This is a genomic window from Serratia sp. NPDC087055, from assembly GCF_044900985.1.
GTDB lineage: Bacteria > Pseudomonadota > Gammaproteobacteria > Enterobacterales > Enterobacteriaceae > Serratia.
In genome coordinates this window covers 108914-126150 of sequence record NZ_JBJDOG010000008.1, presented here as the reverse complement: position 1 = coordinate 126150, position 17237 = coordinate 108914, and the positions used below count along the sequence as shown (strand labels likewise).

Annotated in this window: 15 protein-coding genes and 1 riboswitch; of the genes, 6 read left to right on the top strand and 9 right to left on the bottom strand. The window is 54.1% G+C overall.

The genetic code is table 11. From position 1 onward, the window contains the following. Nucleotides 1-139: 139 nt before the first annotated feature. Both murI and btuB read right to left on the bottom strand, forming a co-directional pair. The gene (gene murI / locus ACI2J2_RS23525; protein ID WP_265556727.1) at nucleotides 140-1003 is read right to left on the bottom strand and encodes a glutamate racemase; all 864 of its coding nucleotides are present in this window, start codon (nucleotides 1001-1003) and stop codon (nucleotides 140-142) included. Beyond that, nucleotides 948-2819 (bottom strand): TonB-dependent vitamin B12 receptor BtuB, encoded by a 1872-nt coding sequence (gene btuB / locus ACI2J2_RS23520; RefSeq protein WP_404760945.1) that lies wholly within the window; start codon nucleotides 2817-2819, stop codon nucleotides 948-950. The genes murI and btuB overlap by 56 nt, the downstream gene beginning before the upstream one ends. Nucleotides 2820-2886: 67 nt before the next feature. Beyond that, a riboswitch (cobalamin riboswitch) is annotated at nucleotides 2887-3100 on the bottom strand. A gap of 120 nt (nucleotides 3101-3220) precedes the next feature. On the opposite strand from btuB, the gene trmA reads away from it, so the two are divergent. After that, nucleotides 3221-4324 (top strand): tRNA (uridine(54)-C5)-methyltransferase TrmA, encoded by a 1104-nt coding sequence (gene trmA / locus ACI2J2_RS23515; RefSeq protein WP_404760944.1) that lies wholly within the window; start codon nucleotides 3221-3223, stop codon nucleotides 4322-4324. 43 nt (nucleotides 4325-4367) lie between these two features. Here the strand turns inward: trmA and ACI2J2_RS23510 are convergent, their stop codons facing one another. Both ACI2J2_RS23510 and fabR read right to left on the bottom strand, forming a co-directional pair. Beyond that, nucleotides 4368-4736, bottom strand: coding sequence for a YijD family membrane protein (locus ACI2J2_RS23510; RefSeq protein WP_209639969.1), 369 nt, complete (start codon nucleotides 4734-4736; stop codon nucleotides 4368-4370). Nucleotides 4737-4749: 13 nt separating this feature from the next. Beyond that, nucleotides 4750-5382: an HTH-type transcriptional repressor FabR gene (gene fabR, locus ACI2J2_RS23505; protein ID WP_020837514.1), complete on the bottom strand. Its 633-nt coding sequence runs from the start codon at nucleotides 5380-5382 to the stop codon at nucleotides 4750-4752. Between the two features lie 216 nt (nucleotides 5383-5598). Between fabR and sthA the strand changes: the two genes are divergently transcribed. Continuing rightward, on the top strand, nucleotides 5599-6996 hold the full coding sequence (sthA, locus tag ACI2J2_RS23500) for a Si-specific NAD(P)(+) transhydrogenase (protein ID WP_209639971.1): 1398 nt from the start codon (nucleotides 5599-5601) through the stop codon (nucleotides 6994-6996). On the opposite strand, the gene oxyR is transcribed toward sthA, so the two are convergent. Continuing rightward, entirely contained in the window at nucleotides 6979-7896 is a 918-nt protein-coding gene (oxyR, locus tag ACI2J2_RS23495; protein ID WP_209639974.1) for a DNA-binding transcriptional regulator OxyR, read from the bottom strand. The two genes, sthA and oxyR, sit on opposite strands and share 18 nt — an antisense overlap. Nucleotides 7897-8047: 151 nt before the next feature. Here oxyR and ACI2J2_RS23490 point away from each other — a divergent pair, with 151 nt between their 5' ends. The 3 genes from ACI2J2_RS23490 to ACI2J2_RS23480 all read left to right on the top strand — a co-directional run bounded on the left by ACI2J2_RS23490 (nucleotide 8048) and on the right by ACI2J2_RS23480 (nucleotide 11043). Next, nucleotides 8048-8779 carry a glutathione peroxidase gene (locus ACI2J2_RS23490; protein ID WP_209639977.1) on the top strand — a complete coding sequence of 244 codons (732 nt, stop codon included), beginning with the start codon at nucleotides 8048-8050 and terminating at the stop codon, nucleotides 8777-8779. A gap of 76 nt (nucleotides 8780-8855) precedes the next feature. After that, on the top strand, nucleotides 8856-10304 hold the full coding sequence (locus ACI2J2_RS23485; protein WP_404760943.1) for a dihydrolipoyl dehydrogenase: 1449 nt from the start codon (nucleotides 8856-8858) through the stop codon (nucleotides 10302-10304). Nucleotides 10305-10716: 412 nt separating this feature from the next. Then, entirely contained in the window at nucleotides 10717-11043 is a 327-nt protein-coding gene (locus ACI2J2_RS23480; RefSeq protein WP_209639983.1) for a type II toxin-antitoxin system HicB family antitoxin, read from the top strand. 35 nt (nucleotides 11044-11078) lie between these two features. Here ACI2J2_RS23480 and argH read toward each other — a convergent pair whose 3' ends face one another. The 4 genes from argH to argC all read right to left on the bottom strand — a co-directional run bounded on the left by argH (nucleotide 11079) and on the right by argC (nucleotide 15699). Next, nucleotides 11079-12452 (bottom strand): argininosuccinate lyase, encoded by a 1374-nt coding sequence (gene argH, locus ACI2J2_RS23475; RefSeq protein WP_209639986.1) that lies wholly within the window; start codon nucleotides 12450-12452, stop codon nucleotides 11079-11081. Nucleotides 12453-12645: 193 nt separating this feature from the next. After that, nucleotides 12646-13866 carry an argininosuccinate synthase gene (locus ACI2J2_RS23470; RefSeq protein ID WP_209639989.1) on the bottom strand — a complete coding sequence of 407 codons (1221 nt, stop codon included), beginning with the start codon at nucleotides 13864-13866 and terminating at the stop codon, nucleotides 12646-12648. A gap of 25 nt (nucleotides 13867-13891) precedes the next feature. Next, entirely contained in the window at nucleotides 13892-14665 is a 774-nt protein-coding gene (argB, locus tag ACI2J2_RS23465) for an acetylglutamate kinase (protein WP_404760942.1), read from the bottom strand. Between the two features lie 29 nt (nucleotides 14666-14694). Beyond that, a complete protein-coding gene (gene argC / locus ACI2J2_RS23460; RefSeq protein WP_404760946.1) occupies nucleotides 14695-15699 on the bottom strand; it encodes an N-acetyl-gamma-glutamyl-phosphate reductase in 1005 nt (334 codons plus the stop codon). Nucleotides 15700-15915: 216 nt separating this feature from the next. Between argC and argE the strand changes: the two genes are divergently transcribed. After that, entirely contained in the window at nucleotides 15916-17061 is a 1146-nt protein-coding gene (gene argE / locus ACI2J2_RS23455) for an acetylornithine deacetylase (protein WP_209639995.1), read from the top strand. Nucleotides 17062-17237 lie beyond the last annotated feature (176 nt).

Below are 17237 nucleotides of genomic sequence, written 5' to 3'. Positions count from 1 at the left end.
TTCCTGGCTGGGCGACTGGTTCTCGTTAGAGGAGTCGTTGTTCCCGGTCAGTGGAGGCGCATTATAGGGAGTTCTCAGAAGGCCGCAACCCCTAATTTCAATATTTTTTCCGACCGTTGAACATTTAACCAAAACGGCCTTAAACAGGCAGTTTTTTCAACGATTTAAAGCCATAACCCTGCAGAACGGGCAATAAAGCGTCAGTGTCTTCATTTAACGCCATGCAATACGCCAGGTTCTCTTCTTGCGTCGACACCAAATTTTCCTGCGTCGAAATCAGCCAGGCGGTACGACGGGCAATAGCTGCACCGGAATCAATCAGCCGCGTTCCTTCTGGTAGCACCTGCATTAACTCTTCCGCTAATAGAGGGAAGTGGGTACAACCGAGCACGACAGTATCTGGTGGTTCACGCATACTCAGCCATGGATGAAGAATCTTCTTCAACGTCGGCAGCGATACAGCTTCGCCATGCAGTTTGGCTTCCGCCAGTTCCACCAGTTCTGAAGACCCTAATAGCTCTATCTTGCAATCAGTCGCGAAGCGGGCAATCAACTCATGGGTATAAGTGCGCTGCACGGTGCCGCGGGTAGCCAATAGGCCAACCACGCCATTGGCGGTTAAGCGAGCAGCGGGTTTGATGGCAGGCACTACGCCGACGACAGGGAAGGTAAAGCGTTCACGCAAGGCTGGCAAAGATACGGTACTGGCGGTGTTACACGCGATGATGACAATCGCCAGAGGATGCCGTTGCTGCACCGCGCTGACAATTTCCAGCACGCGCTCAACAATAAACTCTTCGGATTTCTCGCCGTAGGGGAATGCCACATTATCGAAGGCATATATATAGTGGAGGTCCGGCAGCAGTTGCCGAACCTCTTGATACACCGATAACCCGCCGACACCGGAATCAAATACCAGCACCGTCGGACGGGCCTTCGCGGTGGTGTTAGAAGGTATAGCTTCCAGTGAGGTAGTATTCTCTTCCTGGAGTAGCGTAGCCATAAGCCGTCTCATAATCTTTATCAAACAGGTTGGCAATTCTACCACGAACTGTCAGATGAGATGTGACCGGATACGAAACTGCGAGATCCCACAGGCTGACACCACCAAGTTTAACGCTTTGCTCTGGGTAGGTGCTGTAGTCTTTGTCATAACGCTCACCCAAGTATTGATAGGTGACAGCCCAGTCAAAATCATAGACCTGCCAGTCCAACTCATATTTCACCTGCTGTTTGGCGCGGCGCAGCAGCACTTCATTGGTTTTGGCGTTGCGCGGATCGACATAGTCGTAACCAATATGATGGCTTAACGGACCCGTATCGAATGAGGCTGTCGCTTCAATACCTTTAATCGTAGCCTTACCGACATTGTAATAAACGTAATTGGTCTCTCCGGTGGAATCAATCAGGTTATCAATGTCGTTACGGTAGCCAGACACACGCCAGGTCACTGGTCCAGTCAAACCTTCAAAGCCGCCTTCCCACTGTTTACTTTCTTCCGGCTTCAGATTGGTGTTATTACCAAAATTACCGTACAGCTGGCTCATATTAGGGGCTTTGAATGCCGTCCCATAGGAAGCGATAAAACGGTATCCTTCAACAAATTCCCAGGCCGCGCTGGTTTGCCAAGTACCATGCCAACCGAATTCGGAATGATCGTCGCCACGCACTGCCCCTTCCAGGGTTACCGGACCAACTAACTGCTGCGCAGTAAGGTAGATACCGGTATTGCGTTGAGTCTTCTCACCGTTAACCGTGGTGGAGTCAGGTTTGATTTGCTGGTGTTGCCAGTCAATCCCCGAACTGACCGTCCCCTGGCCCACCTGGAGAGTGTTTCCCCACTGCAGGTTGTACTGCTCGGAGTCCACCAAACTGGCCGAACTGTCATGCACACCCAGACGTGGATCGTAATCATAATCCTTGCTGTGGCTATAGCTACCAATCAGCTGTGTCGCGTAAACGCCTTCCTTATAGCGCAGCCCAGTATCCCAGGTTTGGCTATACAGCTTGCGGGTATCGATAAGCGGGCTGGTTGGTGAGGAATAATAAGCGTCGTAAGCCGTACGGTTGTCATAACCAAAACCACGAACAAAACCGCTGATGGCCTCGTTGAACTGATGGTCAACGGCACCGTACAGTGATTTGCTCATAAAGCCATCGCGGTCTTGCTGGCTTTGCATACCCGTACTGCCATAGGCCACGACATCATAACCTTTGGTATAAGTGTAGTTACCGGCGAGGGTTGCAACCGTGCTGTCACCCAGTTGCTGCTGGGTGGACGCGTCATAGGCCTGATAACCGTTTGAACCCACGCCGGCGGAAAGCGTGCTGCCGTTCTTTTCGCGGGTAGTAATAATGTTAACCACACCACCGATGGCATCTGAGCCATAGACTGCTGAGCGTGGGCCACGGATATATTCAACTTTTTGCACCAGAGAGATCGGGATCTGGCTAAGGTCGGAAGAGCCACTGACGCCGGCTTGATTAAGACGGATGCCGTCAATCAGCACCAGAACGTGACTGGAGTTGGTCCCACGGATAAACAGCGAGCTTTTTTGTCCCAGGCCACCATTCTGCCCCACATCGACCCCTGGCAAGCGGCGCATTACGTCGGTCAGGCTTTTTGCCTGCCAACGGTCGATTTCATCGCGGGTGACGACGGAAGTGGGTGCCAACACTGAAGAGACGGGCTGTGGGAAGCGGTTAGCGGAAACCACCAGGTTCTCGCTGTTATTAGCTGTAGTGCTGTCTTGCGCCCATCCAGAAAAAGCCGTAACGGAGGAAACCACCGCCAGCAGTGTATTTTTTGTAATTGTCATGAAAAAGCATCCAAACTTAATTGGCGGATGCCGCAGGATCATGGCCGGTATTTCGCGACGACCACGGGCATTGCGACGTAACACCGGCAGGTCTTCGGGCTTGGGAGTTGCAGGTGGCGCTTGAGCTACCTACACCGGGCGATGACTTCCCATCCTGCAATGGACAGTGTCTGCGTAAAACGCTATCGCCGTGACTTCCCCTTACCGCTGCGCGTCAGCTCCGGATTCACACCGGATTCCCTTTTCACTCGCTGCTTGAGGCCGGACGACAATGCTACGATCAATGTAAATAGATGTCTAGACTGCTACCAATGTTACAAATAATAAACACGACAAAACTGGACTTCACGGGCTGATTCCCTACAATCCCCGCTGATCAAATTTGCCTGACGAGAAGAAACATGACGCCCGAGAATTTGCCTATTGAACGTTACGATGACCAACTGGCGGAGAAAACTGCCCGGCTGAAGACGCTGATGTCACCGTTCACGGCACCCGAGCCGGAAGTGTTCCGCTCGCCAGTGAGCCACTACCGTATGCGCGCCGAATTCCGCATCTGGCATGATGAAGACGAGATGTACCACATCATGTTTGACCAGCAGACCAAGCAGCGTATTCGCGTCGAGCAGTTCCCTGCTGCCAGCGAATTAATTAACCGTCTGATGACCGCGCTGATTGCCGCCATCAAACCGGACCCTATTCTGCGCCGCAAACTGTTCCAGATTGACTACCTGTCGACCCGCAGCGGCAAAATCATTGCCTCATTGCTGTATCACCGTAAATTGGACGATGACTGGCAACAGCAAGCGGAAAAGCTGCGTGACAGTCTTCGCGCCCAGGGTTTTGACCTGCAACTGATTGGCCGTGCGTCAAAAATGAAAATCATGCTGGATCAGGATTACGTAGACGAAGTTCTGCCTGTTGCCGGCCGCGACATGATTTACCGCCAGGTGGAAAACAGCTTCACCCAGCCGAATGCTGCGATGAACATACAGATGCTGGAATGGGCGCTGGACGTGACCGCCGGTTCTAAAGGCGATCTGCTGGAGCTGTATTGCGGCAACGGTAACTTCTCATTGGCACTGGCGCGGAACTTTGAACGGGTGCTGGCGACCGAAATTGCCAAACCCTCGGTCGCGGCGGCGCAATACAACATTGCAGCCAATCATATCGATAACGTGCAGATTATCCGCATGGCGGCGGAAGACTTTACCCAAGCCATGAACGGAGTTCGCGAGTTTAATCGGTTGAAAGGCATCGATTTGAGCAGCTATAACTGCGAAACCATTTTTGTCGATCCACCGCGCAGCGGGCTGGATGACGAAACGGTGAAAATGGTGCAGGCTTATCCGCGTATTTTGTATATCTCATGCAACCCGGAAACGCTGTGCGCTAATCTGGAGACGCTGCAGGAAACGCATAAGGTCAGCCGCCTTGCGCTGTTCGATCAGTTCCCGTACACCCATCATATGGAATGCGGCGTACTGTTGGAAAAACGCGTTTAATCAGACAGGGGCGCCGTGCTTGCTGCGCCCCTGCTTACGCCCATTAAACCGGGGTGTTTTCATCCAGCGTCTTGCGCGCCTTCAGCTTCATACCAATCCAGAACACCAGCGCCACAGAAACAATCGCCGGCAGGAAGTTAGAACCTATCTGCGGGTATTCGGCCCGGACTATCGCACTGTACAACAGCACCCCCAGCAAGAAGGTGGCGGCGGCCAGCTTCGGCATACCGTCCGGCATCGCACGATGCAGATAACGTTGATGCAGGCAATACACCGCCAATACCAAAGCAATGATGGGGAAAATCGAAAACGGCACCACCGAACTGAACAGCGCGGCGAACGAACCGTTAATTGAAAGGCCGGCAATCAACGCCAGCAGTAAGGTGCCATTCTCACGGCCTGGTTTTTCCATCGCTTTCTACCTTTTATACGTGGGATACAGAAGTTTTTTCTTGTTCGCGGCGATACCAATAATAAGCACCTTTGGAAATCATCCGCAGTTGCAACACTAAACGCTCTTCAAGCCGACGACGTTGATCAATGTCGATATCCAGCGCTTCAGCACCGGCGCTAAATACGATGGTCACCATAGCCTCTGCCTGCGCTTCGGTAAAACTCCGCGGCATATGGTTTTCCAACTCGAGGTAATCCGCCAGTTCGGCGATAAAATGTTGGATCTCACGCGCCACTGCCGCACGGAAAGCCGCCGATGTACCGGAGCGCTCACGCAGCAACAAACGGAAGGCGTTGGGGTTATTGCCGATAAACTCCATAAAGGTCGAAACAGAGGTGCGGATCACACTGCCGCCCTTGGCAATACGCTGACGGGCCTGTCGCATCAGTTGACGCAGCATCAACCCGCTCTCATCAACCATGGTTAGCCCAAGCTCATCCACGTCACGAAAGTGGCGGTAGAATGACGTTGGTGCGATACCGGCTTCACGCGAGACTTCACGCAGGCTCAGGCTGGCAAAGCTGCGTTCGGCGCTTAGCTGGCTGAAGGCCGCCTCGATGAGGGAACGACGAGTCCGTTCTTTTTGTTGTGCTCTAACGCCCATATGCATATCCAGATAAGATCCATTTTCTCAGTCTAACGCCGTAGACTCGGCAATATAGCAAATTTTATTGCAACAGCATTTATACAAACGCGCCCGGTCACAGTTTCAGCCTGCACCATTTGTGCTTTGCCTCAAAAAGCCTAATGGTGATTGGGCACTCAGCGCTATGATGTTAAGATACCGTTGTAATTTTGTATAAGAACAGGTCTCTCCCCTATGCAACAGCACTATCAATTTGATGCCATAGTCATTGGCTCGGGCCCAGGTGGTGAAGGTGCCGCTATGGGGTTGGTGAAGCAGGGCGCCCGCGTGGCCGTGATAGAACGGTACAATAACGTAGGCGGTGGATGTACTCATTGGGGTACTATCCCGTCCAAAGCTCTCCGCCACGCCGTTAGCCGCATTATCGAATTCAACCAGAACCCGCTTTACAACAATTCACGCACACTCAGCGCGACATTCCCTGATATTTTACGCCACGCAGATAACGTCATTAACCAGCAAACCCGGATGCGCCAAGGTTTCTATGAGCGTAACCAATGCAAGTTGTTTGCCGGCGATGCGCGTTTTATCGACGCCAATACCGTCAGCGTTAGCTATATGGATGGCACTCAAGACACCATCCGCGCCGATCATATTGTCATCGCCTGCGGTTCACGTCCGTACAACCCGTCGAGCGTGGATTTTAATCATCCACGTATCTATAACAGCGACTCTATTCTCGAACTGAATCACGAACCGCGCCACGTCATCATTTACGGTGCCGGGGTGATCGGTTGTGAGTACGCGTCGATCTTCCGCGGTCTGAACGTGAAGGTAGATCTGATCAACACCCGCGATCGCCTGCTGGCGTTCCTCGATCAGGAAATGTCAGACTCACTGTCCTACCACTTCTGGAACAACGGCGTCGTGATCCGTCACAACGAGGAGTTCGAGAAGATCGAAGGCACCGATGACGGCGTCATTGTTCACCTGAAGTCCGGCAAAAAAGTGAAAGCAGATTGCCTGCTGTACGCCAACGGCCGCACGGGGAATACCGATTCACTGGGCCTGGAAAACGTGGGCCTGGAATCGGACAGCCGTGGCCTGTTGAAAGTAAACAGCATGTACCAAACCGCGTTGCCGCACATTTATGCCGTGGGTGACGTGATTGGCTATCCGAGCCTGGCATCCGCCGCTTACGATCAGGGGCGTATTGCCGCGCAGGCAATTTCTTCCGGTGAAGCCAGCGGGCATCTGATCGAAGATATTCCGACGGGTATCTACACCATTCCGGAAATCAGCTCTGTCGGTAAAACCGAACAGGAACTGACGGCGATGAAAGTGCCGTATGAAGTGGGCCGTGCACAGTTCAAGCACCTGGCACGTGCGCAGATTGCCGGGATGAATGTCGGCAGTCTGAAGATCTTGTTCCATCGCGACACCCTGCAAATCCTCGGGATCCACTGCTTCGGTGAACGTGCGGCAGAGATCATCCACATCGGTCAGGCGATCATGGAACAGAAAGGTGAAGGCAATACTATCGAATATTTCGTTAATACGACCTTCAACTATCCGACCATGGCTGAAGCCTACCGTGTCGCAGCACTGAACGGCTTAAACCGCCTGTTTTAGCGTAGCGCCCAGGTAGTTTTGCATGTGTTCACGGATCGCCTCGGCCAATTGCTCATAACGACTGCGCAATGGGGAGCCGGGGCGGTACACCAATGCAATGGTGCGCTTCGGCTCCGGTTTATAGCAGTCGAGATAGCAAACGCCATCACGCTCACGCTGTGGCGGTACTGCCAGTGAAGGCAACAAGGTAATGCCGCTGCCGGCCGCCACCATATTGCGCAGCGTTTCCAAGCTGGTCGCCCGGAAGTGGGTATCCTCGTCTGCCCCTGCCTGGAAGCAAAAACCCATTGCCTGATCGCGTAAGCAATGGCCATCTTCCAGCATCAATAGCTTTTCCCCCGCCAGATCTGGCATCGCCACACGGTCGCGCTGTGACCATGGGTGATCGGAGTAGACTGCCAGCTTCATCGGTTCATCAAACAGCGGCACTTCAATAAAGGCTTCTGTTTCCTTCACCAACGCCAGAATGGCACAGTCCAGTTTACCGCTGTCGAGTTGCGCCAGCAGCTGTTGGGTTTGCGCTTCATGCAGATACATTTCCAGTTTGGGAAAGGTTTTGTGCAGGGTAGGTATAATTTGCGGCAACAGATAAGGTCCGACGGTCGGGATCAAACCAATGTGTAGCGGCCCGGACATAGCTTCGCCCTGCTGGCTGGCCATCTCTTTCAGAACTTTGACTTCGCGCAGCACGGTACGCGCCTGCTCCACCAGCAACAAGCCCGCTTGGGTGAATAACACCTTACGGCTGGTGCGTTCAAGCAGCATCACACCCAGTTCGTCTTCCAACTTGCGGATCTGCCCACTGAGTGTGGGTTGGCTTACATGGCATGAATCGGCGGCACGGCGGAAATGCCGGTGCTCGGCCAAGGCGACCAGGTACTCTAAATCACGAATATTCATTGTTTCCCTCCAGACCACGATAGCTCATGGCGATAGATAAGATAGCAATGAGCGATTAGATCTATCAAGCCCCGACGTCAATAATGTCACCCAACGAAGCGATACCACGCTAATAGCTAAAAATTATTTTTCCTAATTAAGGGGTTAATTCATGTTTACCAGTCAAGAAGGCAAAAAAGTTCCTCAGGTTACCTTCCATACCCGTCAGGGCGACCAATGGATTGACGTCACCACCGATGACCTGTTCAAAGATAAAACTGTCATCGTCTTTTCGCTGCCGGGTGCATTCACCCCAACCTGCTCTTCCAGCCACTTGCCGCGCTACAACGAGCTGTCCAGCGTATTCAAACAACACGGCGTTGACAGCATCCTGTGCGTCTCGGTAAACGACACCTTTGTGATGAATGCCTGGAAAGCCGATCAACATGCTGAAAACATCACCTTCGTGCCAGACGGCAACGGTGAGTTCACCAAAGGCATGAACATGCTGGTCGAGAAAGCCGATTTGGGCTTTGGCCCACGCTCATGGCGTTATTCGATGCTGGTGCGCAATGGCGTAGTAGAAAAAATGTTCGTCGAACCTAACAAGCCGGGCGACCCGTTTGAAGTGTCCGATGCCGACACCATGCTGAAATATTTGGCACCGGAATTCAAAGTACAAGAGTCGGTCTCCCTGTTTACCAAACCGGGCTGCCCATTCTGCGCCAAGGCCAAACAAATGCTGCAAGAACGTGGCATCCAGTATGAAGAGATCGTACTGGGTCAGGACGCCACAACGGTGAGCCTGCGCGCCGTCACCGGTCGTGCCACCGTACCGCAGGTGTTTATCGGCGGTCGCCATATTGGCGGCAGCGATGACCTGGAAACTTTCCTGTCAGCCTGATTTATAAGTAATAACAAAGCCAACGTGAACTTTGGCGGGCTCCGGCCCGCCCTTTTTTTAGCTTTCAGGAGCGGATATGAAACAGTTGAATGTTGACGTCGCGGTCATCGGCGGCGGTACCGCCGGTCTGGGTGCCTATCGCGCCGCCAAGCTTGCCACCCCAAGCGTAGTGATGATCGAGGGCGGAGCTTATGGCACCACCTGCGCACGCGTTGGCTGCATGCCATCCAAATTACTGATTGCTGCCGCTGAGGCAGTGCATCAAATCGAACGTGCTCCGGGCTTTGGCGTTTATCCTGCCGGTAAACCCACCGTTAACGGCCGCGAGGTCATGGACCGCGTTAAACGCGAGCGCGATCGCTTCGTCGGCTTTGTACTGGAGGGTGTAGACGAGATCCCGGCCGTCGACAAAATTCAGGGTTACGCCCGCTTTATCGACGATAACACTCTGCAGGTGGATGAACACACTCGCATCGTAGCCCAACGCATCGTTATCGCCACCGGTTCCCGCCCAAGCTGGCCAGCAGCCTGGAATGGTCTGGGTGACAAGCTGATCGTCAATGACGACGTCTTCAATTGGGATGACCTGCCACAATCTGTGGCCGTGTTCGGGCCAGGCGTAATTGGTTTGGAACTGGGCCAGGCGCTGCATCGGTTCGGAGTAGAAACCAAGGTATTTGGCGTTGGCGGCGCCGTCGGTCCATTAACTGACAGCGCCGTACGCAATTACGCCGCCAACGCCTTGGGTGAAGAGTTCTATCTCGATGCCGACGTGAAAGTGGAGATGATGCAACGCGAAGGCGACAAGGTATTTATCCGCTATCGTGATCTGCAGGGTAACCCGCAGGATATCATGGTGGATTACGTCCTGGCCGCCACCGGTCGCCGACCGAACGTCGATAATCTGGGCCTGGAAAACACCCGCCTGCTACTCGATAGCCGGGGAGTGCCACAGGCCGACCGTCTGACGATGCAAACCAACGTGCCGCATATCTTTATCGCGGGTGACGCCAGCAACCAACTGCCGCTGCTGCACGAAGCCAGCGATCAGGCACGCATTGCCGGAAGCAATGCCGGTAGCTTCCCGGAAGTCACTCCAGGCCTGCGCCGCAGCGCGATCTCGGTGGTATTTTCCGATCCGCAGATCGCCATGGTGGGCTCCACCTTCCGCGAACTTAACGAGAAATTCAGCGCCTGCGGCTGTTTTGAAATCGGTGAAGTCTCGTTCGAAAACCAAGGACGTTCACGGGTGATGCTGCGTAACAAGGGCATTCTGCACGTCTACGGCGAACAAGGCACAGGGCGTTTCCTCGGCGCAGAAATGATGGGGCCAGACGTTGAGCATATCGCTCACCTGCTGGCTTGGGCGCACCAACAGCAAATGACCATTAACCAGATGCTGGACATGCCGTTCTATCACCCAGTGATAGAAGAAGGGCTGCGCACCGCACTTCGCGATCTGCAGGCAAAACTCAAGCTGGGCGAGGCCGAGGTGGAGCGCTGTCAACGCTGCCCGGGCGAGTAATCTTTTCCTTCCCCATCAATACCCGCCGGGCCATCGCGCCCGGTTTTATTGTGCACCCTATTCCATTCTATTCCCCACCTACTTGCGACTCCGCACCCGCCCGGTCATTTTTTATACTTAAACATTGAAGTGATATCAATAACAGTACTAAAATAAGATGCAAACATGAAAGGAATCAGGTGTGTCATTGTCGATCTACAACGACGACAAAGCAGCATCAGGTTTACCGAGTTAGTGAAAATATGTACGCACTGGTTTGGTGAACCGCGCTTGGGGAGTGGTAGTCACCGAGTTTACCGCATGCCCTGGCCGGGAGATCCCCGGATCAATATACAACGCGGAAACAGCGGCATGGCAAAGGTGTATCAGGTTAAACAGGTTATTGCCGCATTGACCAGAATGGAGGAAGAGCATGGAAAAGTATGAGCATTACACTTATCGCATCACCTGGTCGGTGGCGGACAACGAGTATGTCGGGCTCTGTACCGAATTTCCGTCCCTGTCATGGCTAGCCACAACCCGCACCGCAGCGCTGGATGGCATTGAGAAGCTGGTTCGCGAGGTGATCAACGACATGCTCACGCAGGGGGAAATACCGCCTCAGCCACTGGCAGAAAAAAACTTCAGCGGCAAGCTGGTACTGCGTATGACATCGGAACAACATCGCCGTCTGGCGATTAGCGCTATAGAAGAAGGCGTCAGCCTGAACCGCTATCTGTGTGCTCGGTTGGCGGAATAATCGATAAGGGCAGCGCTGGGCTGCCCTTTCGCTACTTAAGCCAAACGCTGTTTCGCTGCGGCGATCGCACTGGCGACCTGCTGAGGAGAAACGCCCCCCTTGGCCGAACGTTTGTCCAGACAAGACTGCAGTGCCAGAATCGGGTACACGTCGTCACCAATCACCGCGCTGAATTTCTGCAAATCGGTCAACGGCAGGGCTTCCAGCGCCTTACCCTGACGGATGGCTTCCACTACCGCTTCGCCGACAATATGGTGCGCCTCACGGAACGGCACGCCTTTCGCGACCAGATAATCCGCCAGTTCGGTCGAGTTGGCATAACCCTGTTCCGCCGCTTCTTTACAACGCGGACGCTTCACTTGAATGCCATCCAGCACCAGTGCCGCCATTTGCAGGCAATCCATCCAGGTATCCAACGCGTCGAACAGCCCTTCCTTGTCTTCCTGCATGTCTTTGTTGTACGCCAGTGGTAGGCCTTTCAACGTCATCATCATGCCGGTCAATGCGCCCTGTACACGGCCACATTTACCGCGGATCAGCTCCAGCGCATCCGGGTTTTTCTTTTGCGGCATCAGCGAGGAGCCCGACGTCACACGATCAGACAGATCGACAAAGGCCGCTTCACCACTGTTGAAGAAGATCAGGTCTTCGGCAAAGCGCGACAGGTGCACCATGCTAATGGAGGCATTGGATAACAGTTCCAGCACGTGGTCGCGGTCGGAAACGCTGTCCAGGCTGTTACGGGTTGCCGAGGCAAAACCCAGCCAGCCGGCCAGTTGCTCGCGGTCAATCGGGTAGGCGGTACCTGCTAATGCGCCACTGCCCAACGGGCTGACGTCCAGACGCTTCAACGTATCCTGCAGGCGGCTTTCGTCACGCGCCAGCATTTCCACATAGGCCAAACACCAATGGGCAAAGGTCACCGGCTGAGCACGCTGCAGGTGGGTATAGCCCGGCATCACGGCATCTTGGTTGGCTTCGGCCGTTTCCACCAGCGCCTGTTGCAACTGCACGATGGCCTGATGCAAATCGCCAATCTGCTCTTTACACCACAGCTTCAGATCGGTCGCGACCTGATCGTTACGGCTACGCCCGGTGTGCAATTTCTTGCCCAGATCGCCGACTTTGTCGATCAGCTTCTGCTCCACCCAGCTGTGAATATCTTCAGCATCGCTGCTGACAATCGCCTGCGGATCGGCCTGCACTTCTGCCAACAGTCCGTTCAATGCCTGCTCAAGCTGTTGCTGCTCGGTTGCCGTCAATACGTTGACGGTAACCAGCGCTTTCGACCAGGCCACGGAGCCCACAATGTCCTGTTCCGCCAAGCGATAATCAAAGCGCAGAGAATCGTTTAATTGTTTGAACCGCTGATCTGCCGCCTGAGTGAACCGTCCGCCCCAAAGTGCCATACCTTTACTCCTGTACCCGTCATACTTCGAGCTGCAGATGTGTTGGCTGCGCGCGCTCGCCCGAATCACTTACCGATATAAGCTCATCGGGACTCACGCTCTTGCCGCCTTCCTGCAACTCAAATTATTTAGGGTATAAATTTTATACGAAAGGGCGCAGCATGCTGCGCCCTTGCAGAGTCACGCCAATCGATTATTTATTCTTTTTCTCGTTCAGCGCACGAATACGTGAAGAGAGAGAGAACAGACGGATAAAGCCGCCCGCGTGGCTGTGATCGTAAACTTCGTCTTCACCGAAGGTGGCAAACTCTTCCGAGTACAGGCTGTTGGCAGATTTTTTCTGAATCGCCGTCACCTGACCTTTGTACAACTGCAGCACAACTTCGCCGTTAACTTCTTCGGCCAGTGCCTCAGCAGAAGCCTGCAGTGAGCGACGCAGTGGGGCAAACCAACGCCCATCGTAAACCACGTAGGACATTTCCAGGCCCAGTTGCTCACGCCATTTGAAGCTATCGCGATCCAGAACCAGTTGCTCGACACCACGCAGTGCAGCAACCATGATGGTGCCGCCCGGGGTTTCGTAGCAGCCACGGGATTTGATACCCACCAGACGGTTCTCTACGATATCGATACGGCCCACGCCATGCTTGGCGCCCAACACGTTCAGGGTTTCCAAACATTTATACGGGCTCAATGCTTCGCCATTCACCGCCACCACACAGCCTTTCTCTACGGTGATGGTCACGTGTTCAGGCTGATCCGGCGCTTCCTGCGGGTCTACGGTCCAGACCCAGCAGTCTTTGTTCGGTGCATTCCATGGGCTTTCCAGCACGCCGCCTTCCGTCGAGATATGCCAGGCGTTTTCGTCACGGCTGTAAATTTTCTCCAGCGACGCAGTCGTCGGAATATTACGTTCTTTCAGGTAGTCCAACAGCGCTTCACGGGAACGCAGGTTCCACTCACGCCAAGGTGCGACGACTTTCAGGTGTGGTGCCAGCGCGGTGTAAGTCGTTTCGAAACGGACCTGGTCGTTACCTTTACCGGTTGCACCGTGACACAACGCGTCAGCACCGACTTTCAGCGCCAGCTCAACCTGCGCTTTAGCAATAATCGGGCGTGCCATTGAAGTACCTAGCAGGTAGCTGCCTTCATACAAGGCACCGGTTTGCAGCACAGGGTAAACATAATCACGGATGAATTCTTCACGCAGGTCAACCACGTGACACTCAGAGGCACCGGATTGCAGGGCTTTTTGCTCCACACCTTCCAGATCGCCGCGCTCCTGACCGATATCTGCTACGAACGCGACGACTTCGCAACCGCCGTAGTTCTCTTTCAGCCATGGAATGATGGCTGAAGTATCCAGACCGCCAGAGTACGCCAGAACGATTTTTTTGATGCCTTTGTTTTGCATGGTCTTTTCCTTTTTAATTCTAAATTTAAGCGAGGATCCGGGTGCCAATTGACACGCCGTTAAACAGTGCAGGAAGCTGATCGGCATGGCGCCAACTGGCGATATCTACCGGGCGACCGAGGGTGCGGGCCGCATCGAGCGCCGCATTCACCTTCACCACCATACCATCAGTGATGATGCCCTGGGCAATCAGTTGTTCCGCTTTTTGCGCCGTCATTTCTGCGATGCGTTGCCCTTTACCGTCGAGGATGCCACTGACATCCGACAGCAGGATCAAATCCGCACCCAGCGTCGCGGCTAAAGCCGTCGCCGCCTGATCGGCGTTTACATTCATCAACTGCCCATCGGCAGTAATACCGATGGAGCTGATCACCGGCAAATAACCGGCGCCCAGCAGGGTATTGAGCAGCGCCGGGGTGCCCGGCTGCGCGTTACCAACGTGTCCCAGCGCCGGATCAAGCGGGGTCACGGTGACGCTGCCGCCATCTGCCAGGCTCAGGCCCACGGCATTAATCTGGTGCTTGACCGCCCATGCCAGCAAGGTTTTGTTGGCAGTGCCCGCCAGCGCGCCAGTGATAATGCCGATTTGATCGGCCGGGGTCACACGCAGGCCATTTTTTTTCACCACCGGTAAAGAAAGCTGTTTCATCAGCTCATCCACCACGCAACCGCCGCCGTGGACGATCACCAGCGGGCGCTGATGCTGCTGGCGGTAGCTGTCCAACGCGGTAAACAAACGCTCCAGCGCCTCTTCACTGTCTAATAACACGCCACCTAACTTGATAATTAACGGATTCATCGCTGTTTACATCCCACGCTGGTGATTCATTAAAGTAATGACTGGGTTTCCGGGAACCCAAAACGGATATTCAAGCATTGCACCGCCTGAGCGGCAGCGCCTTTCAACAGGTTGTCTTCCGCCGCCACAGCAATCAGATGCTCGCCTTGCACGGCAAAGCCGATATCACAGAATGGCAGCCCGACCACCGACTTCAGCGCCGGCACGCCCTGGTCGTACAACCGCACCAGCGGTTTATCGTCGTAAGCAGCGTGATACACGGCTGCCACGTCCTGCGCGGTCACACCGGCGTTAAGGCGGCAAGTGATGGTTTCGAGAATACCACGCGGGAAATTACCCAAATGTGGCGTAAAGATGACCGGCACGCCCAAGTGCGCGACGATTTCTGGATGATGACGGTGGTTGAAAATACCGTAGGGCTGCAGGCTCACTTCACAGAAGCTGGTCGTGACGCTGGCCTTTCTGCCGGCACCGCTGACGCCACTGGTCGCGTTGATCACTGGCCACTGCTCAAGGTTTAGCAAACCTTGATCGATCAGCGGCTTCAACACCAATTGCGCCGCCGTCGGGTAGCAACCCGGTACGGCAATCAGCTGTGCCTGTTTAATTTTTTCGCTCTGCCACTCAGCCAAGCCATAGACAGCCTGGTCCAGCAAATCAGCGTGCTGATGTTCAAAACCGTAATATTGGCTGTAGAACGCGGCATCTTTCACACGGAATGCACCCGACAGATCGAACACCACGCAACCTGCGGCCAGGAAAGCTGGCGCAATATCGTGACTCACCTCGTGTGCCGTGGCCAAAAACACCACGTCGATACCTTCGGCGGCTTTGGCAACGTCAACCAGCGGCTGTAATGGCAGATCGACAATCCCTTTTAACTGGGGGTGCAAATCGGAAAGCAATTTTCCTGCATCTGCACTTTGCGCTGAAACCGCTAAAGCGGTTATGTTCATGTGTGGGTGACGATTGAGGTACGCCGTGAGCTCTGCTCCGGCATAACCGCTGGCACCGACAATCAGCGTATTCAACATGGGGCCTTTCACCTTCTTGACGTGCGTAGGGTCGTATTCGACCCAGGTTTCCAGGCTCACCAGCGTTGTTTCGCCGTTCACCCACGAGGTCGAGCGTTGATGTTTTTATAATCATCCGGGAATCGGGTTCCCTTACGCTCCAGCTTACTGTATTTTTATTCACAATAAATGCATGAATATTGATACCAACCTAACCAAAGGCTGTCAACAGTGAAGATGAAATTACCTCCATTTATTGAGCTGTACCGGGCGTTGATCGCCACTCCGTCGATCAGCGCCACTGATGGCGCCCTCGATCAGAGTAATGAAGCATTAATCAACTTGCTGGCCGGATGGTTTGCCGATTTAGGCTTCCGTGTCGACGTGCAGCCAGTGCCGGATAGTCGCAAAAAATTCAATCTGCTGGCGAGCATTGGTGAAGGCAGCGGCGGCCTGCTGCTCGCGGGTCATACCGATACCGTGCCTTACGACGAAGGCCGCTGGACGCGCGATCCCTTCACGTTGACCGAGCACGACAATAAGCTTTACGGGCTGGGCACCGCCGACATGAAAGGCTTCTTTGCCTTTATTCTGGATGCGGTACGTGACATCGACGCCAGCCAGCTGACCAAGCCGTTATACATTCTAGCCACCGCAGATGAAGAAACGACGATGGCCGGAGCACGTTATTTCGCGGCTTCAACCAGCATCCGTCCAGATTTCGCTATTATCGGTGAACCGACCTCGCTGCAACCGGTGCGCGCGCATAAAGGCCATATGGCCAATGCTATCCGTATCGTCGGCCAGTCTGGCCACTCAAGCGATCCCGCACGCGGCGTGAATGCCATCGATCTGATGCATGACACTATTGGCCGTCTGATGGAACTGCGTAAAACACTGCAGGAGCGCTACAACAACCCAGCCTTCGCCGTACCTTATCCAACCATGAACTTCGGTCATATCAGCGGCGGTGACGCAGCCAACCGCATTTGCGCCTGCTGTGAACTGCATCTGGACATCCGCCCATTGCCAGGTATGACGCTCGACAACATCAATGAATTGATGCATCAGACACTGGAGCCGGTGAGCCAGCGTTGGCCGGGGCGCCTAAGCATTGAAGAGCTCCATGCGTCGGTACCGGGTTACGAGTGCCCAACCGACCATCATATGGTGGCGGTGATCGAGAAACTGCTGGGTACCCGCACGCAAGTGGTCAACTATTGCACCGAGGCCCCCTTCGTCCAACAGGTCTGCCCGACGCTGGTGCTGGGCCCCGGTTCTATCGACCAAGCGCATCAGCCAGATGAATACATTGATACCGGCTTTATCGAACCCACGCGCAAGCTGCTGGGTCAGTTGGTTGATCACTTCTGCCGCCAATAAACCTTACGTAGGCCAGGGTTGATGATTTATCATCGCCCTACCACTTAAGAAGTAGAAAAATAATGAAATAAGCCAGACTGATAACCGGTGCGCCGTAATTAAATTTCAGAAAATGCGCCGATTTTGATGTTTTTTTGCTAAAAATAGTGTCAATTGACGATTGGACAGGAACGTGG